Here is a 22,987-nt window from a genome sequence, read left to right on the forward strand (position 1 = left end):
GCCTCATTTTTTTATTTCAATCCATTCAATGCTTCTTCCAGGTCGCTCCAGATATCTTCCCACGCTTCCAGTCCTACGGAAAGTCTGATCAGTTGATCGGAAATGCCCATTTCTTCCCTTGCTTCTTTCGGGACGACTGCATGCGTCATGGTAGCAGGGTGCTGAATAAGTGTCTCAGCATCCCCAAGACTCACGGCGATTTTAATCAGATTGAGCCGGTCAAGGAAATCCTGTGCTTCTTCTTTTGTCCCTTTTATCGTAAATGAAATGAGGCCGCCGCCTTTTTTCATCTGTTTCTTCATGATTTCATAGCCCTGGTGGGTTTTTAGACCGGGATAATATACCTCATCCACAAATGGATGAGCGCATAATTTTTCAGCGATGATTTCTGCACTTTGGCAATGGCGGTCAAGGCGGACAGGCAATGTCTTTATTCCACGGAGCAAAAGCCAGGCGTCAAATGGGGAAAGCACCCCGCCGATATCTTTTTGAGTGGTCATAGACACTTCCTTGATCCACTCGCTCTTTCCAGCCACTAGTCCCGCAATGACATCCCCATGGCCGCATAAGTATTTCGTTGCACTATGGATGACAATATCGCACCCAAGCTCCAGCGGTTTTTGAAGATATGGGGAACAGAAAGTATTATCGACGACCACTGGAATCCTCTTTTCTCTTGCAACGGAAGCGACCATTTCTAAATCGATCAGCTGCATGGTTGGATTTATTGGAGTTTCAATATAGATACAGGCTGTTTCAGGCCTGATTGCTTGTTCAACCTGCTCCCTCGATGACATTTCCAAGAATTGATGCGTGATATTGAATTTGGCTTCCATCATTTCCAATAGGCCAAATGTACATCCATAGACACCCTGTGAACAAAGGATATGGTCACCTGTCTTCGTCAGGGCGATCAAGGTGGCTGATACTGCTGCCATGCCAGATGAAAAGGCAAGCGCGGCTTCGGCTTTTTCCATTACCGCCACCCGATCCTCAAGCATCTTCACTGTTGGATTGCCGAGACGGGTATAAATATATCCTTCTTCTTCTCCGCAGAATCTTCTTTCTCCCTGTCTGGCATTCTCAAAAACATAAGTAGAGGTTTGAAAAATCGGAGGTGCCAGACTCCCTTTATACTCTCTGGAATCATAACCGCTATGAATGACTTCTGTTTCAAACCGTGTTTCTTTTTTCATCTCCATCCTCCTATAGAAAGCGCTTACAAAGTTTTGTTTATCTAATACCCCTTCTTATATAGGATATGACATCACACGGAATTTGGAAAGTAATTAGATGAATATAAAAAAACAAGCCCTCCACGGAGCTTGTTCTCTTAAACCATCATTTTTAAATCCTGTTCATGGACGACAGCCTTGTTCTTCCCATTATTTTTCGCAAAATATAGCGCTCTGTCTGCTCTTCTGAAGAGCATCTCCACTTCTTCGGTCTTTCTGATGTTCCAATAAGAAACACCGCAAGAAACCGTTACAGAAGGAGTAGTCTGTTCCTGCACTGTTTTTACAAGTCTGTCCGCCACACTGAATCCTACCCGAAGCGGCGCCCCCGGGAGATAGATTGCCAGCTCTTCCCCTCCCCAGCGTGCACCGATATCGGTCGACCGGATATTTTTTTGGATAAGGTTTGCAACTTGGATAATGACATTGTCACCTGCCTGATGGCCGTACGTATCATTGATCCTTTTAAAATTATCTATATCGACGAGGATAAAGGTCCCTTCCTTCTCCTCCACCATTGAGTTGGCAATGGCATCATCCAAATAATTTCGTGCATATAACTTCGTCAAATAATCTGTAATGACCATTTTTTCAAGCTCTTCCCGGAGCATTGAGTTTGACAACGCCAATGTGGAATGATGTATGAGCGACTGAAGCAGCTTATACATTTCAAACGTAAAGGCATATGGCTTTTCTTGAAGAACAATGCAGAAGCCTTTCATTGAATTGCTATGGACCATCGGGATCGCCATCAGAGAACAATATTCGTAGGAGAACGCTTCGCAGCAATTATTATTCAAATCGCCAATGAAAAGGGAATCACGCTCTTTTTTAATTTTTTCTTTGACGAATTGAATATATTTTTTCCCGCTTTCTTTCTGAAAATAAAGGCTGCTCCCCGGCAGCACTTTGCCTTCCCCATGCTCCTTATTCAACATGATAAACCCAACTTCCGTGGCATGGAAATAGCGTTCAATCTGATTTTTCAGATATTGGATTGTATCTGACAGCCTTAAGTTGGAATTCAGGCGGTGAGATGTTTCATTGATAAGCTGCAAATCTGAAATCAGCCTTCTGGATTGCTGATAAAGCTTTGCATTTTCCAATGCGCTTCCTGCGGTATTGGCGAGGAGGCTGATAAATTCCACTTCATCACCAGGAAAAATGACAGATGCAGGGGCAAGAGCCTGAAGAACCCCATAAACCCCTTGTTTCCCTCTTAAAGGTGCATAAAGAATCGTATTTTTCTCTGTGAAGGAATCTTCTATTTGAATAGTCCCATTCACGTAAGCCTGCATGGCTACCGTATTCTCGGAATCAAATTCAAGATCCTTGATCGGCAGGTCTATATTACGCTCATCATCGTTTGAGAGCATTAAATAATAAGTATAGGATGGATATACCCTCCTCAGGGTGGTGATGATTTCGGCTAAGACATTATCGATATTCATACTGGAATGGAACTTTTCAGTTATCCGGAAAAGCTCCTTGTACTGCTGTTCTTTCCGAATGTTATCAAAAAGCTTATGGAGGCGGTTCAAAAACCGCTCACTTTCCATTTTTGAACCCTTGATGGATTTTTCCAGCTCTGATCCAGTGCCTTTCGGTTTTTCAAAAAACATGATGAGGCTGAAATTATTGTCCATTTGGAATCTGACAGCAGCGTTATAGATTGAAAGTGGACTCTCTTTGATGTGCAGCTGCATATCGACATCTAGTATTTCAGGCAAGATATGATTGGAATGGCCGATAGAAATAAAGGAAGGCAAAGACGGAGGTGCTCCGATGGATTCTGTCAATCTGCAGCGGATTTCCTCTGAATGGTCTTTCATATAGATTGAAGCGTGCAAAACACCGTTCATTTGGCAAAAAAGTTCAAACCATTCCTTAAGTATGCTGCCGAAGCTATTATTTTCATTGACCTTTTCCAATAATTCATAGAGTAGCGATTTATAATGCAAGGTTTGTTCATGATCATTAAAATCATTAGCCATTATCAATTATCCTCACTTTGTCCTTCAAATCTTTCACGCTTCACGTTCAAAAACAGCCATTATCCAAGGGATTTATCATCGTTTAAAAGGAATAATTTAATATTTTATTTCAAAATCAAGATATTTTAATTAATATGAAAAGTATACCATAACATAGACTTTTTTCCTATAAATAATAAAGGGAGACACAAACTAATTTTCTATACTCTATTGACTCCCGTTAATAGAAATAATATAATGGTCTTTGTGTAAAATAATGCAGCTTCAGTACACACCTTTTTGTTTCATTTTATTCCTCCACAGGAGGTGCATCGCGTAACCCGCTGCTGCTAGGGCGATGATGCATGAAAATAAAATGAGCATGATTGTTGATTGTACCTGTTTTTATTTTACAACAAAATAAAAACAAAAAGGAGGAGTCTTAAATGGCTCGATATACTGGTCCAAGCTGGAAACTTTCCCGTCGTCTTGGAATCTCTCTAAGCGGAACTGGAAAAGAATTAGAAAAGCGTCCTTACGCTCCAGGACAACATGGTCCTAACCAACGTAAAAAAATCTCTGAATACGGATTGCAGCTTCAAGAGAAGCAAAAACTTCGTCACATGTATGGTGTGACTGAGCGTCAATTCCGTAATCTTTTTGATAACGCTGGTAAATTGCAAGGTAAACACGGTGAAAACTTCATGATCCTTCTTGAAGCTCGTCTTGACAACGTTGTATACCGTTTAGGTTTAGCGCGCACTCGCCGCCAAGCTCGTCAGCTTGTAAACCACGGTCACATCCTTGTTGACGGAAAACGTGTTGATATCCCTTCATTCCGTGTACAACCTGGCCAAGCAATCAGCTTGCGTGAAAAATCCCGCAGCCTTTCAATCGTTAAAGAAGCAGTTGAAGTTAACAACTTCGTACCTGATTTCTTAACTTTTGATGCAGATAAGTTAGAAGGAACTTTCACTCGTATGCCTGAACGTTCTGAACTTCCTGCTGAAATCAATGAAGCATTAATCGTTGAGTTCTACTCTCGTTAATCGATTTGATCCTAAAAGCCTGTCAACTTTGACAGGCTTTTTTGCTGTCTATAATATTTTTCCGCATCAGAAAGTGTGAACGAAGTTTTTATCGTCCTGAAAACGGTTATGTTAGTAAGGAGGTGATTATTGTGTTCGAAAAACGGACAGGTGAAGTATTGACCGACATTATGATCGATTGGGGCATAGACCATATTTATGGACTACCCGGAGATTCAATTAACGAATTAATGGACGATCTGCGAAAGAAAAAGGAAGAAATTCAATTTATTCAAGTACGGCATGAAGAGACAGCTGCGCTGGCCGCTGCGTCATATGGAAAACTTACAGGGAAACTTGGTGTATGCCTTTCCATTGCCGGCCCAGGTGCTGTCCACTTATTGAATGGTCTTTATGATGCTAAAGAAGATGGGGCACCCGTTCTTGCGCTTGTAGGACAGGTTACAAGTGATGAAGTTGGAACCGACTCCTTTCAGGAACTACATCTGGAAAGGCTATTTTCAGATGTTGCGGTTTTCAGCAAGCGGGTCCAATCTGAACACCAGCTTCCTGATTTATTGAACCAGGCGATCCGTTCGGCCTATACAGAAAATGGCGTGAGTGTATTGATCATTCCAGACGACTTATCAGCTCAAGCCTATAAAACAAAAGAACCGCTTACTTCTTCTGTAAAAGTCGAACAAGATGTTTTCCCTTCCATCCAGCAGCTTGAAAAAGCACATGGACTCATTAAAAAAGCAAAAAAACCGATCATCCTGGCAGGCAGGGGCACAAAGCACGCCCGCGATGAGCTTCTCTCTTTTGCAGAAAAAATCGGCTCTCCTATCATTGTCAGCCTGTTAGGAAAAGGAGTCATACCTGATGAACATCCGTATTGTCTTGGGCATCTCGGCCAAATCGGAACGCGGCCTGCCTACCATGCAATGAAAGATACAGACCTTCTCATAATGATCGGAACTTCCTTTCCATATCGCAAATTCCTGCCGAAGGAAGTAGAAGCTATTCAAATCGATGTCGATCCAAGAAAAATCGGAAAGCGCTACCCTATTACACAAGGACTAGTCGGAGATTCCAAAGCCGTTCTTTCATGGTTAAGTGCGAAAAATGACTATACGCCGGATACCGCCTATCTAGAAAAGGCACAGGAGCAGATGGCTTCATGGAGAAAAGATCTGGTCGAAGAAAAAGAGGATAAAACAGAGCGTCTTCGCGGTGCCCAAGTCATGCGGGAGCTGCAAAAGGTATTGGCGGATGATGCAATCCTTTCAGTGGATGTAGGAAATGTTACGGTATGGACTTCCCGCTATTTAAACCTCACAAATCAAAAAATGATTGTATCAGGATACTTAGCAACGATGGGCTGCGGCCTGCCGGGGGCGATTGCCGGGAAGATTGCCTATCCTGACAAACAGGTCGTCGCAGTATGCGGAGATGGCGGATTCACTATGGTCATGCATGATTTTGTTACAGCTGTTAAGTATAACCTTCCGATAATGGTTGTCATCCTTAACAACAGTAAAATTGGTATGATTCAATATGAGCAGCAGGAGATTGGTCATTTAAACTACGAAACTGATTTGGCGGATATCGATTTTGCCCAATTCGCTCAAGCATGCGGCGGGGAAGGTTATCGTGTCCAAAATCCCGATGAACTGGAATCAGCCATGAAAAAGGCGGCATTATCTAAGAAGCCTGTGATTCTTGATGTCATGATTGAACTGCAGCCTCCGCTTCCGGGAAAAATAACATATGATCAAGCAGTACATTATACAGAATACTTAATTCAGGAATTTTTTGAAAAAGGGCATGTGGATATGCCTCCGTTCAAAAAAGCATTGAAGCGCCTGTTTTGATACAGCAAAAAGCCAGCATCCAATTAGGAAGCTGGCTTTTTGGTTTAAATATATTTAATCATGTAGTACTTCTTTTTCCCTCTGCGGATGATGGTGAATTCGCCGCCCATTTTGTCTTCTTGTGACAATATGTGGGCCGTGTCCGTATTTCTTTCGCCGTTGATGTAGACTGCGCCGTTTTGGATATCTTCCCTTGCCTGGCGCTTGGACGGAGAAATCTTTGCATTGACCAATACATCGACCAGTACTGCTTCTTCATCCCTTTTTTGTTCATAGGTCGGTACATCTTTGAATCCCTGCTTGATTTCAGCTGAGCTCAATTTCTTGATATCACCGCTGAATAAAGCTTCAGTAATTTTAATAGCCTGCTCTAGTGCTCCTTCTCCATGAATCAACCGAGTCATTTCTTCGGCAAGTGTTTTTTGCGCCATTCTCAAATGCGCTTCTTCTTCCACTGCTTTTTCTAATGCATCAATCTCTTCATGCGAGAGGAATGTGAAATATTTGAGATATTTCACTACATCCGCATCTGCTGTATTGATCCAGAATTGATAGAATTCATATGGAGACGTTTTTTCAGGATCCAGCCAAATTGCGCCGCCTTCTGTTTTTCCGAATTTCGTTCCGTCCGCTTTCGTCACTAACGGAATTGTCAGACCGAATGCTTTTGCTTCACTTCCCTGCATCTTGCGGATCAATTCAAGACCTGTCGTAATATTGCCCCATTGATCGCTTCCGCCGATTTGAAGGCGGCAATTATAATTAGCGTAAAGATGGTTGAAGTCCATTGCCTGTAAAATCGTGTATGTGAACTCTGTAAAAGAAATCCCCGTTTCTAAGCGTGATGCAATGGTATCCTTCGCGAGCATGTAGTTGATCCCGATGTGCTTTCCGAAGTCCCTCAAGAATGTCACCATGTCGATCGCGCCGATCCAATCATAGTTGTTCGTCATCTGCGCTCCATTGTCGCCGCTGAAATCAAAGATGCTTTCAAGCTGCCCTTTTAGGCAGTCAGCGTTATGCTGGACCGTTTCCAGGGTTTGAAGTTGTCTTTCTTCACTCTTGCCGCTTGGATCACCGATTAGTCCTGTTGCGCCTCCAACCAGTACGATCGGACGATGCCCATGCTCTTGGAACCTTCTCAATGTCAGGAAAGGAAGAAGATGTCCAATATGCATGCTGTCTGCTGTCGGATCGACCCCACAATAAATGGAGATTTTTTCTGTTTCCAATAGTTCTTCCAGACCTTTTTCATCTGTCTGCTGGTAGATGATCCCCCGCCACTTCAAATCATTTAATAATTCCACTTTTATTTCCTCCTTTAATTGCTGGTCGAATGCCTTTTTAGGCAAAGAACAAAAGCGCAAGCGCCTCGATCAGCCCCGACCAGCATAAGACGGAACTCGAAGGAAATCCTGATTTCCGTAGAGGTGCGGCTTATGACTCGAGGGGCTAGGCGCTGGAGCTGGACGTCGACTACCTTGTATGAACTATCCACAAGGTAATATTTTATAATTTCCTAGACAACAAAAAAAGCCTCCCCATCTGCAGGGACGCTTTGATGCGCGGTACCACCCAACTTGAGAATATACTATTCTCCACTCTACTTGATAACGGGATTCCCGTTCGCTGCTACTTCCATATTCACAGCAAAAGCTCAAAGCCGTAATTCATCAGTCTATTTGCATCGGTTTGCACCACCCACCGACTCTCTTCAAAACAGGGATAGCTGACTACTTAAACTCATCGTTGCCTCATATTGAATTTTTTGTTCGATAGCATTTTTTTATCACAACAAAAAAAATTTGTCAAATGAATTGAAGAAATATGGAGAACCTTGTCAACTCGCACCTGCATTATATGCTATAATTAATTTGATTTTAGGGGGACTGATGATATGAAGGAAAAATGGAAACGATTATCCGAAAAGCTCAGTACATACTATCATAAAGCACAAAATAAAAAAATTCAAAAAAGCGCCAGAATTACATACGGGGTCCTCTGGAACCTCCTTTTGATATTTTTGGTTGTATTAGTCATGGGCTTTTCTTTTGCAGGCGGAGTCGGTGCAGGCTATTTTGCCTCACTTGTCCATAAGGAGCCCATCCGATCTTATGCCGAAATGAAAAAGAACATATACAACTATGAAGAAACTTCCAATCTTTATTTCGCAAATGATGTATATCTAGGCAAACTTCGATCTGATCTGGAACGTGAAGAAGTGTCCATCAAAGATGTTTCGCCTTATTTGAAAGATGCCATCGTGGCTACCGAGGATCAGTATTTTTATGAACATCACGGAGTTGTGCCGAAGTCCATTTTCCGGGCATTGTTCCAGGAGTTTACGAACTCTTCTGTCCAGACAGGCGGAAGTACACTTACACAGCAATTGATTAAAAATCAGATCCTCACGAATGAAGTATCATTCGAACGGAAAGCAAAAGAAATCCTCCTCGCACTTCGTTTGGAGAAATTCTTTAAAAAAGATGAAATATTGGAAGCTTACTTGAATGTTTCCACTTTCGGGAGGAATTCTTCCGGAAGAAACATTGCAGGTGTACAATCAGCAGCAAAGGGCCTTTTTGGGGTGGAAGCAAAAGATTTAAATCTTCCTCAATCCGCGTTCATTGCTGGGCTTCCGCAAAGCCCATTCGGCTATACCCCTTTTACCAATCAAGGAAAACTTAAAGATAAAGAGGGGCTTCAGCCTGGATTGGATCGAATGAAGATCGTCCTTCAGCGGATGCATGACAACGGTTTTATTTCCGACAAAGAATATCAGTCGGCATCAAACTATGATATTGTGAAAGATTTCATCCCTTCAAAACCAAGTGTTTTGGAAAAATACCCATATTTGACTTTTGAAATAGAAGACAGGGCATCTGATGTCATGGCGGGCATCCTCGCTAAAAAAGACGGGTATACAGAAGAAGACTTGAAAAAAGATAAAGAATTAAAAGGCAAATATAAAACATTAGCCGGCCGAAACCTTCGCCAAAACGGCTATCAGATTCATACAACCATCAACAAGGATATATATGACAAGATGCAGAAGGCCAAAGATCAATATGATAGCTATGGCCCTACATTGAAGGATACCGTAAAAGATCCAGATACCGGGGAGAATATTAAAAAGCCTGCACCTGTTCAGGTCGGGGCAATATTGATTGAAAATGAAACAGGTAAAATCCTGAGCTTTGTCGGGGGCAGGGATTTCAATATCGAACAAGTGAACCATGCAACACAATCCCGGAGATCCACTGGTTCCACCATTAAACCACTGGCAGTATACGGACCAGCCATGGAACTTGGAAAATCAGCTCCAGGCGCCATCATCCCGGATGTTGAAATGTACTTGAATCCGCAGGACCCAGGCAATGCATGGCCGCACAACTATAATGCATCGAAATTCAGCGGCCTCGTGTCAGCCCGATACGCACTGGCTAAATCACTGAACGTCCCTGCCGTTAAGACTTACGAAAGCATCTTGGATCAGCAGCCGGCACACTTCTTGGATAAAATGGGCTTCAGCTCGTTGACGAAAACGGACTACTATATCCCTTCCCTTGCACTCGGAGGGCTCACCAACGGGGTGACAGTTGAAGAAAACGTCAATGCGTTCGCAACATTTGCCAATGGCGGTCAATTTGTGGATGCCTATCTGATTGATAAAATTACTGATAAAGATGGAAATACCGTCTATCAGCATGAAAGCACTCCAGTGGACGTATTCAGTCCGCAGACTTCTTATCTCATGATCGATATGATGAGAGACGTATTGAAGTATGGAACAGCTGCTTCCGTTCCATACCGATTGAAGTTCTCCACTGATTGGGCAGGGAAAACCGGTACTTCCCAGGATCAAAAAGATTCCTGGTTCATTGCAACGAATCCAAAGGTGACATTCGGCACATGGACAGGCTATGATACACCGAGAGATTTGAAAAAAGCATTAAACGGAATTGGCGGTCCTACTTACAGTCTAAGAAACCTTGGCATTTGGGAAGCATTGATGAATTCCGCCTACGAGGCAGCACCAGAGGAAATTGCTCCAAAAGAACGCTTTAAAATGCCTGGTGGAATCGTCAGCAGATCCTACTGCGCAGTTTCCGGCATGCTGCCTTCAGAAGCGTGCAGCAAAGCAGGACTTGTTGAAACGGATATATTCAATGCGAAATATGTCCCTAATGAAAAAGACGACAGCCTAGTGGATGGAAAGTATGTTCAGGCAGGCGGAAAGAAATATCTTGCCCTTCCAACGACGCCATCCGAGTTCTCAAGCTCCGGCCTGATATTGAATCCTGATTTCGTAAAAGAAATAACCGGGGGGAAAATGGTCAGTCCTGATGCCCGCCAGCTTATTCCGAATAACAGCAGCTGGAATAAGATTTTGGTTGCGGATGACAAAATGGAAGACGATGGAGCTATTCCTTCACCTGTCAGCGCATCAGCGTCCGGATCCACAGTGGCTTGGTCTCCTTCTTCCAGCAAGGATGTCATTGGATACCGCGTCTACAGAATCACAGGCGGAAATGCAATGCAGCGAGCAGCATCAGTGCATGCCGGCGGATCGCTTTCAACAAGTGTATCCAGCGGACGATATGTTGTTGCAGCCGTTGATATAGCAGGAAATGAATCCATTGAATCAAATACGGTTACAATCGGGGGAGCAAGCCCAAGTAAGCCTGAGAAACCGGATAAGCCTGAGAAGCCAGGCAAACCGGACAAACCTGAAAAACCGGATAAACCAGCTGATGGAGATGGGGGAACAGAACCAGGAGGCTCAGACACTGAAACAGGCACTACCCCACCTCCTGATTCTACTACTCCTTAAAAAGCTATAAGAAAAGAGAGCCGCTCAATCGAGCGGCTCTCTTTCTTTCATTTTATTAATCTTCCATTGTCGACAAGTCGCCTGTTGGAAGGTCTAATTCCCATGCTTTCAATACCCTGCGCATAATCTTGCCGCTTCGTGTCTTAGGCAGTTTATCGCGGAACTCAATTTCTCTCGGAGCCGCGTGTGCTGCAAGACCTTTCTTTACAAACTGGCGGATTTCTTCTTTCAGTTCATCAGTGGCTTCATATCCAGTTCGAAGTGCTACGAATGCTTTGATGATTTCTCCTCGGACAGGATCAGGCTTCCCGATGACACCCGCTTCCGCAATGGCAGGATGCTCAACCAATTTGCTCTCCACTTCAAACGGCCCGACTCTCTCCCCGGAAGTCATGATGACATCATCCACCCTGCCCTGGAACCAGAAATAGCCGTCTTTGTCCATGTAGGCAGAATCCCCGGATACATACCAGTCACCAGGCATGAAATAGGATTGATACTTAGGCTCATTTTTCCAAATGGTGTGCATCATGGACGGCCAGCCTTTTTTAATGGCAAGGTTGCCCATGCGGTTTGGAGGAAGTTCCTTTCCCTGGTCATCCACGATGGCCGCTTTGACGCCAGGAATCGGTTTCCCCATGGAGCCAGGCTTAATTTCCATGCATGGATAGTTGCAGATCAACTGGGCGCCCGTTTCCGTCATCCACCATGTGTCATGAATCCTTAGGTTGAACACCTTCATTCCCCAGCGAACCACTTCAGGATTCAGCGGCTCTCCTACACTCAGGATATGTCTTAGGGAAGAAAGATTGAATTTCTTCACAATGTCGTCCCCTGCCCCCATCAGCATCCGGAAAGCAGTCGGAGCGCTGTACCAGACCGTCACACCGAAATCTTCGATCGTTTGATACCAATTTTCCGGACTGAATCTTCCCCCTACAATGACGTTCGATGTCCCTGTTAGCCAAGGGCCGAAAATTCCGTATGAAGTCCCTGTGACCCAGCCGGGATCGGCTGTGCACCAATAGACATCATCTTCTTTTAAATCAAGGACCCACTTGGCAGTCTGATAGTGCTGGATCATGGCATTATGGACATGAAGGACGCCTTTTGGCTTGCCGGTCGAACCTGATGTATAATGCAGGATTAATCCATCAGTGCGGTCGACCCATTCAATCTCGGCATGCTTGCTTGCTGTTTCCATTTTTTTAAGGAAGTCGATGTATTTTCCTTCTTCTTTCACATCATTTCCTACAAGGAAAATATGCTTTAATGCAGGAAGTTCATCGACAGGTACTCGCTCAAGCAATTCCGGAGTCGTCACAAGCACTTTTGCTTCGCTATCCTCGAGGCGGTCCTTGACTGCCCCCTCCATGAATGCTTCAAATAACGGGCCTACAATGGCGCCTAATTTGATTGCTCCAAGTACGGCAAAATAAAGCTCAGGAGACCTTGGCATAAAGATGAATACGCGGTCGCCTTTTTCTACATCCCCAAAAGAGCGGAAGACATTTGCCGCCTTATTGGTTTCTTCTTTCATATCTTTAAATGTATACTTTTCATTTCTTGATGCATCACGGTAATAAAGTGCTACCTTGTTTTTACGATGAGTTTCTGCATGGCGGTCGATGGCTTCATATGCCAAATTGACCTTACCCGTTTCATACCAGCTAAACTGGTTTTCAACATCTTTCCAGTTAAAGGAATCATACGTTTCATTATAGTTCTTTAAATTAAAGTCACCTTGTATTGCTGATAGCGCTTCCACTTTCATTTTCCGTATCCCCCTTTATGTAAAATTACAATAATATTATAGTACAAAAAAGAATTTTTCTCAATTTTTTAACATTTCAAAGTTTTCATCCTCCCTTTCAATTGTTAAAATATTTATAGAGGCTCTATGATGAAAACGCTTTACTGTTATTTGTATTTGTATAATGATAGAGTTATGAATTTTATCAGTTTGATAGAGAAAACCCTTGAAGGTGGTGACTCCATGGAACATAAAAAAACTTACAATGTAATGGAATTAAAGACAGCAAAAGGGAATTTGACCATTGAAGGCCCCATTTCTCCCAAACAGCTGGAGGAGATGGAATTTCACGAGGATCTGACATCCTTCAGGCCCCCTCACCAACAGCATAAAGCCCTTATCGAAATCGCAGGCCTCCCGGAGGGCAGGATCATAGCGGCAAGAGATCACAATACCGTTGTCGGCTACGTTACCTATCTTTACCCCGACCCTCTTGAAAGGTGGTCGCATGGAAAGATGGAAAATCTGATTGAACTGGGGGCAATTGAAGTAATCCCTAAGTATAGAGGCAGTTCAGTCGGTAAAAACCTCTTGAAAGTTTCCATGATGGATCAGGCAATGGAAGATTACATCATAATCACTACAGAATATTATTGGCATTGGGATTTAAAAGGGACAGGTTTAAATGTTTGGGAGTACCGCAAAGTCATGGAAAAAATGATGAATGCAGGTGGACTCGTCTGGTATGCAACAGATGATCCCGAGATAAGTTCACACCCAGCCAACTGCTTGATGGCAAGGATCGGCTCCCGAATTGATGCTGATTCCGTTCAACAGTTTGATAAACTCCGCTTCATGAATCGATTTATGTATTAAACAGCAATGTAAAGGAGCTGATTAGATGATTATTGAACAAATCATGAAGACACATGTGGAGACATTGACGCCACAACACACTTTAAAATCAGCCATAGAGCTTATGAGAGCAAAAAAAATCCGCCACATCCCAATCGTCAATGAAAACAATGAAGTGGTCGGACTGGTGACAGATCGTGATGTGAAAGATGCAGCACCTTCCATTTTCGAGGAAAATGGAAGCCGGGAAGAATTTGCTGCTCCACTTCAACGAATCATGCAGAAGGACATCATTACGGGTCATCCATTGGACTTTGTGGAAGAGGCGGCCTCCCTATTTTACGAGCACCATATTGGGTGCATGCCGATTACGCGCGATAAAAAACTTGTAGGAATCATTACAGAAACCGACCTGCTTTATACCCTTGTGGAACTGACAGGCGGAAATCAGCCAGGCTCCCAAATAGAAGTCAAAGTCCCGAATAAAGCAGGAATGCTTTCAGAAGTTGCCGGAATCATCAGCAGCCATAAAGCAAACGTACATAGCGTCTTAGTGTACCCTGACAAAGAGAACTCTGAACACAAGATACTTGTATTCAGGGTAGGAACGATGAATCCGGTTAATGTCATCAATGCTTTAAAAAGTGAAGGCCATGTGGTCCTTTGGCCGAATATGCCGGGTATGCCATCATGAAAAAAGAGGCTTTATTCGTCTATTCGGATGATTTGCTCAACTATCGTTTCTCAGAGCATCATCCGTTTAATCAGCAAAGATTGACATTGACTTTGGATTTGTTGAAGGACCTTCATGCAATACAGGACAGTGATATCATCCCTCCAAGAATGGCATCTGAGGAAGAGTTATTCCTTGCCCTCAATCCATCCTTTGTAGAAGCAGTCAAAGCGGCTGGTGAAGGTCGGATGGGCGCTGAGAAGGCTGAAGATTTTGGTCTGGGGACCGAGGATACGCCGATTTTCCCCAAAATGCATGAAGCTAGTTCCTTAATGGCAGGCGGCACCTTGGAAGCTGTTGATGCGGTTATGAGCGGCAGATGCGACCATGCCCTTCATCTTGGCGGCGGACTGCACCATGGCTTTAGGGGAAAAGCGTCTGGATTTTGTATTTATAACGACTGCTCCATTGCCATCAAGTATTTACGGGAAAAATATAATGCACGTGTTCTCTACGTAGATACTGATGCCCACCACGGGGACGGGGTGCAATGGTCTTTCTTTGATGACGACCAGGTTTGTACGCTCTCGATACATGAAACGGGAAGATATCTTTTCCCCGGCACAGGGAACGTTCATGAAAAAGGAAGCGGGAAGGGCTATGGGTACTCCTTCAATATTCCACTTGATGCCTTTACAGAAGATGAATCATGGCTTTTGGCATATGAAACATCATTCAGGGAAATCATTGAGTTTTTTAAACCTGATGTCATCCTGACTCAAAATGGAGCAGATGCCCATTATTTCGACCCGCTAACGCATTTATCTTCTACCATGAATATTTATCGGGAAATCCCACGTATTGCCCACGAATTGGCCCATGCCTACTGTGGAGGAAAGTGGATTGCCGTCGGAGGCGGGGGCTATGACATCTGGAGAGTGGTTCCACGTGCATGGTCATACATATGGCTGGAAATGACAGGGCAAATGGATAAACTGGAAGAGCAGCTTCCCCAATCATGGCTGGAAAAATGGCAGCCGCAATCACCTGTTTCCCTGATTCCAACCTGGCAGGATCCACAGGAGATGTACAAGCCCATTCCACGCAAACAGGAAATTAACGAGAAAAATGCCCAGACTGTCGAAAAAGCGCTCTATTCCATCCGAAAGGAAACGAGGTAAATAAAAAAGATGGGCTTTCTAACGTTATGAAAGCCCATCTTTTTTATATGTCCAGCCCCAGAGACTCTTTCAGGGCGGGTCCGCTTTTCTTTGTCCAGCTCCTCCGCCCAGCCCCTCGAGTCATAAGCCGTACCTCTACGGAAATCAGGATTTCCTTCGAGTTCCGTCTTATGCTGGTCGGGGCTTTCAGGCCGGCTCCGCTTTTCTACTTCGTGGAATCCCGATGTTCAATTCTGTGAGGCAGAACTACGATATGATCTTTTACTTCTTCTTTGTTCATATATTTAGTCAGCAAACGCATCGAAACTGCCCCAATATCATAAAGCGGCTGTACGATCGATGTCAGCTGCGGCCTAACCATCAAAGCAAGTTTTGTATTATCGGATGTAATCACTTCGAGGTCATCCGGGATAGTCAGTCCGGCATCCTGCGCTCCATGCACGACGCCAAGGGCCATTTCATCGTTCCCAGCAATGACTGCCGTCGGTTTGTCTTCCATTTCCCCAAGCTTCTGCCATGCCTCCAAACCGGAATCATATGTGTAGTCCCCTTCAATGACCAGCTCTTCATTATAAGCAATTCCTGATTCCTCAAGAGCTTTTTTGTAGCCTTCAAGCTTCTGTCCACTATTGATAGTATCGTGAAAAGGTCCTACCACAAATGCAATTTGTTTATGCCCCTTGCCGGCAAATTCCTTAACAGCATCATACGCCGCCTGGTAGTAGTCGATATTAACGGAAGGAATTTTTTCAGATGATTCTACAGAACCTGCAAGAACAATGGGGACAGGGGAGCGTTCAAACTCAGCTGTATGTTCTTCGGTGATGTTTCCGCCCATGAAGACGATCCCATCCACCTGTTTTCCGAGCATCGTATTCAACAGATGAAGTTCCTTTTCTTTGTTTTGATCGGAATTGCTCAAAATGATGTTATATTTATACATTGTTGCGATATCCTCAATTCCCCTTGCCAGCTCTGCAAAGAAAATATTAGAGATATCAGGGATAATGACACCAACCGTTGTGGTCTTTTTGCTTGCCAATCCACGCGCCACGGCATTAGGACGGTATCCAAGCCGTTCAATGACATCGAGGACTTTCTTTCTTGTCGCAGGTTTTACATTCGGGTTTCCGTTCACAACCCTTGATACAGTTGCCATCGAAACATTAGCCTCGCGTGCAACATCATATATAGTAATATTCACTTGTACCACTCTCCTATGTCGAATTCAGCATTATTGTTCCTATAATACGATAGTAAGCTCTTTCAATCAACGAATTCCCTTCTATTTTGCCAAGCTTTTACCCATTTCAGTATAAAAATTCATTAAATCCTCAAATAATGAGAAAAACCGGCCTGCAAGAGACCGGTTTAGGGAAATATCTACTTATAAATCCCACTGAATTTACAGTTTTACTGGGTGTGCAGAAGAAAGAAGAGAACGGTAGAATTCATCGAACTGCTCCAAGTCCATCTGCTGTGCTGAATCGGATAATGCGACTGCCGGATCAGGATGGACTTCAGCCATTACTCCATCTGCTCCAATTGCCAATGCAGCCTTCGCCGTAGGAAGCAATAAATCCCTTCTGCCTGTTGAATGAGTGACATCAACAAATACAGGCAGATGCGTTTCCTGCTTCAAGATAGGTACTGCCGAAATGTCCAGTGTGTTTCTTGTAGCACGCTCATATGTGCGGATTCCCCGCTCACAGAGGATGATCTGGCCATTTCCCTGTGCCATGATATATTCTGCTGCATTGATGAATTCATCAATGGTTGCGGCTAGCCCTCTCTTCAATAATACAGGCTTATTGACGGCACCAGCAGCTTTCAACAATTCGAAATTCTGCATATTTCTTGCACCGATCTGGATGACATCAATATATTCCAAGGCATGTTCAATATCAGCCGGATTGACAATTTCGCTGACGACAGCCATGTCAAAATCATCGGCAATTCTTTTTAAAATCTTCAGTCCTTCGATGCCAAGCCCCTGGAAGTCATAAGGAGATGTACGAGGTTTGAAAGCTCCTCCCCTTAATAGCTTCAATCCTTTTGATTTAATGGATTGTGCCACTGCTGCCACCTGTTCGTAAGACTCTACAGCACAAGGGCCGAAAACGAAGTGAGGATTTCCATCTCCGATTTTTTCCCCTTTGATCTCCACAATCGTATCTTCCGCTTTTTTCTTGCGGGACACAAGAAGAGCTTTGCGGTGGTCATCTTCCTGAAGCTCCAGAGCCGCTTTGAAGATTTGTTTGAACATATGCTCGATGGTGGAATTTTCAAAAGGTCCATCATTATGCTGCTTAATCAGATTGAGCATGTCTCTTTCGCGGAGCGGATCGTAGCGGTTTACACCTTGTTTTTCTTTGACTTTTCCAATTTCCTGAACCAAACGTGCTCTATCGTTTACTAGCTTTAGAATCTCAAGGTTCATTTCATCGACTTGCTGCCTTAATTGATCAAGTTCTTGGTTGCTCATTGATGGTCATCCTTTCCCTCGCGGTTATTTAAAAGAATTATCCAATGGGACAAATCTTTTCCATATACTAAAAGTGTGATACATTTTTTTATATTAGGATTTATTATAAATGATTGCAGACAAGATGTCACGAGAAATAACTTTATTAATTAAACGCTTTTAAGTATTAAAGCATAGTATGACAAACATCAAAAGTAGGTGTATAGCTGTGCAAGAAAAAGAAAAGATTTTTGCTCTCGATATTGGAACCCGATCAGTAGTCGGAATTATCCTCGAGGAAATAAATTCAGTTTACCATGTGCAAGAGCTGCTTGTAAAAGAACATAAAGAACGAGCCATGCTGGATGGACAAATCCATGATGTACCCGCTGTATCCCAAGTCATTCAAGAAATCAAAAAAGAGTTGGAGACAAGACACGGCACACTTTCAAAAGTATGTGTCGCAGCTGCCGGAAGGGCATTAAAAACAGAACGTTCCAGTGTATTCCTTTCAATAAAAGGCAAGAACATACTGACCAAACAGGATGTCCTGCATCTGGAGCTCAGCGCAGTCCAGCAGGCACAGGCCCACGCAGCTGAAAAATATGACAATGAAAAAAGCTACTATTATTATTGTGTCGGCTATTCCGTACTTCATTATCGATTAGACGGAGAAGAAATCGGGAGTCTTGTCGATCAACAGGGTGATGAAGCGTCGGTAGAAATCATTGCAACCTTCCTCCCTCGCGTCGTAGTGGAATCGTTGATTGCTGCCCTGAACCGGGCGGGTCTTGAAATGGAAGCATTGACCCTTGAACCTATTGCCGCTATAAATGTCCTTATTCCTCCATCTATGAGGAGATTGAATGTTGCTTTAGTAGATATCGGCGCAGGGACTTCTGACATCGCATTGACCAATATGGGGACTGTCGTTGCCTATGGAATGGTCCCAGTCGCAGGAGATGAAATCACAGAGGCCCTCAGCGATGCCCTGCTTCTCGACTTTCCTAATGCAGAAACAGCCAAACGGCAGCTTCTTGGTAATGAACAGGTTGAAATTGAAGATATTTTAGGGATTCAATCGACAGTTGAAAAATCAGAAGTCATCTCAATGATTTCAAATTCCATTGATAAACTGGCTAAAAGCATTTCCAATGAAATTCTTTCCTTGAATAATGGGCATTCTCCAAAAGCTGTCATGCTAGTCGGTGGAGGGAGCATGACCCCTGAATTGCCGGAAAGGATTGCAGAATGCCTCAATCTTCCTGCTAACCGGGTGGCAATCAGGGGCTCTGATGCAATCCAAGGGCTGGAGGTTGATCCAAGCATCAGCAGCGGCCCGGAATATGTTACACCTATCGGAATCGCCATAGCTGCAAAGAAATCCCCTGTCCAATACATCACTGTATATGTCAATGATCGGCCTGTCCGCTTATTTGAAGTGAAAAAACTCACAGTAGGGGATTGTCTGCTAGCATCCGGACAAAAAATTTCCCGTCTTTACGGGAAGCCCGGAATGGCCATCATCATTGAGTTCAATGGCCAAGTCGTCACCGTTCCCGGTGAACACGGTCATCCACCAGTCATCGAGAAAAATGGGGAGATCTGCGATTTGGATGAAGAAGTCTCTCACGGTGACTCCATTACTGCGTTGAACGGAAAAGATGGCGGGCCAGCCAGTGTACGGATAATAGATTTCATTGATCAAGTCCCGATTAAAACAATCCATTTAAATGGTTTAGTGCAAAAAGTCGGAATGACTGTTTATCGAAATGGAAGGAAAGCTGAACTCGAGGAATATCTTGAAGATAAAGATAAGATCCATATGTCTTTCCCGCAAACTATCGAAGAATTGATGAAGGATGCCGAAGAAAAGGATGCCATTCACCAATTGAAGCCATTTCGCATTAAAATTAACGGAAAAGACACCTTTCTTCCTGCATATTCAGGCAAGGTTCAGCTAAATGGAAAAGAAGTAAAAGCAACTGAAAGCTTTGAAGATGGAGATGAGATTGAAGTCATTCCATTTAAGAATCCTTCCCTGGAAGAAATCGCACAGAAAAAACAATGGGACCTGGATCGATCCATTACTGTCCGATTTAATGGAGAAGCACTTTCTATTTCCAAGCCTTTAACCGTCATCAGAAGAAACGGGATGATTTTGAATAAAGCAGATGTGTTGGATTTCGGGGATGAAATTGAAGTGCTGCAAAAAGAAGCAGAGCCATTTATATTCCAGGACTTATTCCGCCATGTAGAAATAGAAATGCCGCCGGATTCACGCGGTCAGTTCAGATTATTAAAAAACAATGAAGACACAACTTTTTACGATGAAATTGTTTCCGGAGACGACCTGGAGATTCTATGGCCGATGGCGGCCAAATAAAAAAACAGGCACTTAAGCCTGTTTTTTTATTTGAACAAATGTTTGTCCAATTCTTTTTTTGTAATGTTCCAGTGTGATGCATGCCAAACAGGCTTCCCGTTTTCGATAAGAAAAACTTGTGGGGATTCATGTTTAATCTGGAATTCATCTGCAAGCTGGCTTGAAAGCTCCCTTGCTTCCTGCACAGCTAAATAATAGCCTTTGGCATCAGAATCCTGAAGAAAGGAATTGAATTCTTGAAACGCATTACCGCTGATTGGACAAGTAAGGCTGTGTTTCATAAAGAAAAAACGGTTTTCTTTTTCCATCAATTCTTTAAACTGATCCATTGATTCAATTTTCATCTTAATCATCTCCTGGGAAAAAATAAAACGGTGAAGCTATCGTATCACTTCACCGTTCATTAAACAAACTTATTTGCTCATGCTTTGCTCTGTTTCATCAAACGCTTTTTTTGTTTCTTCAAGCTTTTGGTTAACATCATCAGCAGTTGTGCCTGCATCACTTGTTTCGCCCGGTTCTGCATCGCCTGCTGTACGTAGATTCTTTACTTTATTGATCAGATCATTTGTTTGTACTGCTTGAGAAAGAGCTGACGTTTTTTCTTTTGCTACTGCTGCCCACTCATTTCCTTTTTCCACTGCAGTATCTTTGAATGTGGATGACTTCTCCTTAAGCTGCATAGCTTGCAAGTTCAAATCATCACGCAATTCCTTGCCGGATTTAGGAGCTAAGAATAAGGCTGTCGTCGCACCTACAATCCCGCCAATCAATGCGCCAATCAGAAAGTCTTTTGTATTCATATTTTGATCGTTTCTCTCTGTTGTATTTGTTTCGGAAACTTGAGCCATTTTAATTCCTCCCTAAATTTTTTAAGATCTTGATCTTTGAATGACATGTTCCCTCAATTCCTGCGGCTTTGTTTCAGCAGGAAGATTTGGGGCAGGTTTTTCATTTCTTTTTGACTTGAATTTATCCTTCAGTTCCATAAAGACACTGCTCCATTGAACTACCTGGGATATTTTATCTTGATTTCTCTCCACTTCAGAGGAAATGGAAGTTGTAACCTTTTTGATGGATTGATTCAATCCCTGAATTGATGTTCCTACATCCTTCACTGCGTAGACAACTGTATTCAGACTTTCAGATTTTTCTTGAATGTCCTCAGCAAGACTGTTTGTTTTATGAAGGAGTTCAGTCGTTTCCCGGGTTACTCCCTGGAGCTGCCCTTCAAGCCCAGTAAGCGTAGAAGATACGCTGTCCATCGTTGTTGTCAAGGATTTTAGTGTCTTTGATAGATTTATGACCAAGATAAGAAAAGCGATCGCAATAAGTGCAATGCTCAAATAAAGAATCAAAATCACTATGTATCCACCTCCTAATTTATATATCTTCTTTACCCCCATCTTCTTTGGAGCAAACGACTTTATTATATTTTCTAGAGGAAACAAAATTATCCTTCTTTCCAGCTTAAATTTTTTCAAATAAACCTTTCCCGCTCAACATTCTTCATGAATTCGGTTACAATGACAATGTGCAACAAAATTGTGGCAAATTAGGAGGAACTACATATGAAAGATCCGCGGATTGAAAAGCTCGCCAAAAACTTAATCAATTATTCTGTACAGCTTCAGTCAGGTGAGAAAGTTCTTATTGAAAACTTCGGGCTTCAAAAGGAACTAGTCGCAGCCCTTGTAAAAGAAGCATATGCAGCTGGAGGCTACCCATTTGTTTCATTGAAGGATCAGCAGGTTGACCGCGCCCTTCTTATGGGAGCACAGGAAGAGCAATTCAACATGATTGCTGATTTTGAAGCTCAAGTCATGAGCCAGATGGATGCTTACATCGGTCTTCGTTCCGGAGATAATATCAATGAACAGTCTGATGTTCCTGGTGATAAAATGAAAATCCATGGAAGCACTGTAGGAAAGAAAGTACATAGGGAAATTCGTGTGCCAAAAACGAAATGGGTCGTCCTTCGATACCCTAATGCAGCAATGGCGCAATTAGCCAAAATGAGCACTGAAGGTTTTGAAGATTTTTATTTCGATGTCTGCAACCTTGACTACAGCAAAATGGATAAGGCAATGGACAGTCTCGTTGAATTAATGAACCGCACAGACAAGGTGCGCCTGACAGGGGAAGGAACTGACTTGACTTTCTCCATTAAGGACATCCCGGCTGTAAAATGTGCGGGCCGCTTGAACATCCCTGATGGTGAAGTGTATTCTGCTCCTGTGAAAGATTCGGTTAACGGAACAATCGCATACAATACGCCTTCTCCATATCAAGGATTTACATTCGAAAATGTCAAATTGACTTTCAAAGATGGAAAGATCGTTGAAGCGACAGCAAATGATTCAGATCGCATCAATAAGATTTTTGATACTGATGAAGGTGCCCGCTATGTAGGGGAATTTGCAATTGGGGTCAATCCATATATCTTACATCCGATGCAGGATATCCTATTTGATGAGAAGATCGATGGCAGCTTCCATTTCACTCCTGGTGAATGCTATGAGGATGCATACAATGGGAACCATTCCAACATCCATTGGGATATGGTCATGATCCAAAGACCGGAATACGGCGGGGGAGAAATCTATTTTGATGATGTTCTCATCAGAAAAGACGGCCGTTTCGTCCTGCCGGAATTGGAATGTTTAAATCCTGAAAACTTGAAATAAATGTAATTAATAAAAGGAAGCCGCTTCTCAGCGGCTTCCTTTTA

17 protein-coding genes and 1 other annotated feature are annotated in these 22,987 nt (G+C 43.2%); of the genes, 8 read left to right on the top strand and 9 right to left on the bottom strand.

Annotated elements, in window-relative coordinates; genetic code table 11:
- Positions 1–11: 11 nt before the first annotated feature.
- Complete coding sequence (gene megL, locus DFR59_RS08315; RefSeq protein ID WP_425454702.1) at positions 12–1,196, bottom strand: methionine gamma-lyase; 1,185 nt, start codon at positions 1,194–1,196, stop codon at positions 12–14.
- 137 nt (positions 1,197–1,333) lie between these two features.
- Positions 1,334–3,229: a sensor domain-containing diguanylate cyclase gene (locus tag DFR59_RS08320; protein ID WP_245948414.1), complete on the bottom strand. Its 1,896-nt coding sequence runs from the start codon at positions 3,227–3,229 to the stop codon at positions 1,334–1,336.
- A 425-nt stretch (positions 3,230–3,654) separates the two neighbouring features.
- On the opposite strand from DFR59_RS08320, the gene rpsD reads away from it, so the two are divergent.
- Both rpsD and DFR59_RS08330 read left to right on the top strand, forming a co-directional pair.
- Positions 3,655–4,257 (top strand): 30S ribosomal protein S4, encoded by a 603-nt coding sequence (rpsD, locus tag DFR59_RS08325; RefSeq protein ID WP_114745164.1) that lies wholly within the window; start codon positions 3,655–3,657, stop codon positions 4,255–4,257.
- Between the two features lie 131 nt (positions 4,258–4,388).
- On the top strand, positions 4,389–6,110 hold the full coding sequence (locus DFR59_RS08330; RefSeq protein ID WP_114745165.1) for a pyruvate oxidase: 1,722 nt from the start codon (positions 4,389–4,391) through the stop codon (positions 6,108–6,110).
- 44 nt (positions 6,111–6,154) lie between these two features.
- Here DFR59_RS08330 and tyrS read toward each other — a convergent pair whose 3' ends face one another.
- A complete protein-coding gene (gene tyrS, locus DFR59_RS08335; RefSeq protein WP_114745166.1) occupies positions 6,155–7,417 on the bottom strand; it encodes a tyrosine--tRNA ligase in 1,263 nt (420 codons plus the stop codon).
- 239 nt (positions 7,418–7,656) lie between these two features.
- Positions 7,657–7,869, bottom strand: a binding site (T-box leader).
- Positions 7,870–8,007: 138 nt separating this feature from the next.
- On the opposite strand from tyrS, the gene DFR59_RS08340 reads away from it, so the two are divergent.
- The gene (locus tag DFR59_RS08340) at positions 8,008–10,944 is read left to right on the top strand and encodes a transglycosylase domain-containing protein (RefSeq protein WP_114745167.1); all 2,937 of its coding nucleotides are present in this window, start codon (positions 8,008–8,010) and stop codon (positions 10,942–10,944) included.
- Between the two features lie 55 nt (positions 10,945–10,999).
- On the opposite strand, the gene acsA is transcribed toward DFR59_RS08340, so the two are convergent.
- Positions 11,000–12,718: an acetate--CoA ligase gene (acsA, locus tag DFR59_RS08345; protein WP_114745168.1), complete on the bottom strand. Its 1,719-nt coding sequence runs from the start codon at positions 12,716–12,718 to the stop codon at positions 11,000–11,002.
- Positions 12,719–12,940: 222 nt separating this feature from the next.
- Here acsA and DFR59_RS08350 point away from each other — a divergent pair, with 222 nt between their 5' ends.
- Genes DFR59_RS08350 through DFR59_RS08360 form a run of 3 tightly spaced genes read left to right on the top strand, consistent with a single transcriptional unit; the run spans position 12,941 to position 15,406 of the window.
- Positions 12,941–13,573: a GNAT family N-acetyltransferase gene (locus DFR59_RS08350; RefSeq protein ID WP_114745169.1), complete on the top strand. Its 633-nt coding sequence runs from the start codon at positions 12,941–12,943 to the stop codon at positions 13,571–13,573.
- Between the two features lie 25 nt (positions 13,574–13,598).
- Positions 13,599–14,246: an acetoin utilization AcuB family protein gene (locus DFR59_RS08355; RefSeq protein ID WP_114745170.1), complete on the top strand. Its 648-nt coding sequence runs from the start codon at positions 13,599–13,601 to the stop codon at positions 14,244–14,246.
- The gene (locus DFR59_RS08360; RefSeq protein ID WP_114745275.1) at positions 14,243–15,406 is read left to right on the top strand and encodes an acetoin utilization protein AcuC; all 1,164 of its coding nucleotides are present in this window, start codon (positions 14,243–14,245) and stop codon (positions 15,404–15,406) included. The genes DFR59_RS08355 and DFR59_RS08360 overlap by 4 nt, the downstream gene beginning before the upstream one ends.
- Positions 15,407–15,611: 205 nt before the next feature.
- Here the strand turns inward: DFR59_RS08360 and ccpA are convergent, their stop codons facing one another.
- Complete coding sequence (ccpA, locus tag DFR59_RS08365) at positions 15,612–16,610, bottom strand: catabolite control protein A (protein ID WP_114745171.1); 999 nt, start codon at positions 16,608–16,610, stop codon at positions 15,612–15,614.
- A 201-nt stretch (positions 16,611–16,811) separates the two neighbouring features.
- A complete protein-coding gene (locus tag DFR59_RS08370) occupies positions 16,812–17,891 on the bottom strand; it encodes a bifunctional 3-deoxy-7-phosphoheptulonate synthase/chorismate mutase (protein WP_114745172.1) in 1,080 nt (359 codons plus the stop codon).
- 208 nt (positions 17,892–18,099) lie between these two features.
- Here DFR59_RS08370 and DFR59_RS08375 point away from each other — a divergent pair, with 208 nt between their 5' ends.
- Complete coding sequence (locus DFR59_RS08375) at positions 18,100–20,256, top strand: cell division protein FtsA (protein WP_114745173.1); 2,157 nt, start codon at positions 18,100–18,102, stop codon at positions 20,254–20,256.
- A gap of 26 nt (positions 20,257–20,282) precedes the next feature.
- Here DFR59_RS08375 and ytxJ read toward each other — a convergent pair whose 3' ends face one another.
- From ytxJ to DFR59_RS08390, 3 genes are read right to left on the bottom strand one after another with little or no spacing between them, the layout of a single operon-like run.
- On the bottom strand, positions 20,283–20,609 hold the full coding sequence (gene ytxJ / locus DFR59_RS08380; RefSeq protein ID WP_114745174.1) for a bacillithiol system redox-active protein YtxJ: 327 nt from the start codon (positions 20,607–20,609) through the stop codon (positions 20,283–20,285).
- A 60-nt stretch (positions 20,610–20,669) separates the two neighbouring features.
- Positions 20,670–21,107 carry a YtxH domain-containing protein gene (locus DFR59_RS08385; RefSeq protein ID WP_114745175.1) on the bottom strand — a complete coding sequence of 146 codons (438 nt, stop codon included), beginning with the start codon at positions 21,105–21,107 and terminating at the stop codon, positions 20,670–20,672.
- A 21-nt stretch (positions 21,108–21,128) separates the two neighbouring features.
- Positions 21,129–21,620: a DUF948 domain-containing protein gene (locus DFR59_RS08390; protein WP_114745176.1), complete on the bottom strand. Its 492-nt coding sequence runs from the start codon at positions 21,618–21,620 to the stop codon at positions 21,129–21,131.
- A gap of 207 nt (positions 21,621–21,827) precedes the next feature.
- Here DFR59_RS08390 and DFR59_RS08395 point away from each other — a divergent pair, with 207 nt between their 5' ends.
- Positions 21,828–22,943 (top strand): aminopeptidase, encoded by a 1,116-nt coding sequence (locus DFR59_RS08395; RefSeq protein WP_114745177.1) that lies wholly within the window; start codon positions 21,828–21,830, stop codon positions 22,941–22,943.
- The last annotated feature ends 44 nt before the right edge of the window (positions 22,944–22,987 follow it).

The organism is Falsibacillus pallidus (assembly GCF_003350505.1).
Lineage (GTDB): Bacteria > Bacillota > Bacilli > Bacillales > DSM-25281 > Falsibacillus > Falsibacillus pallidus.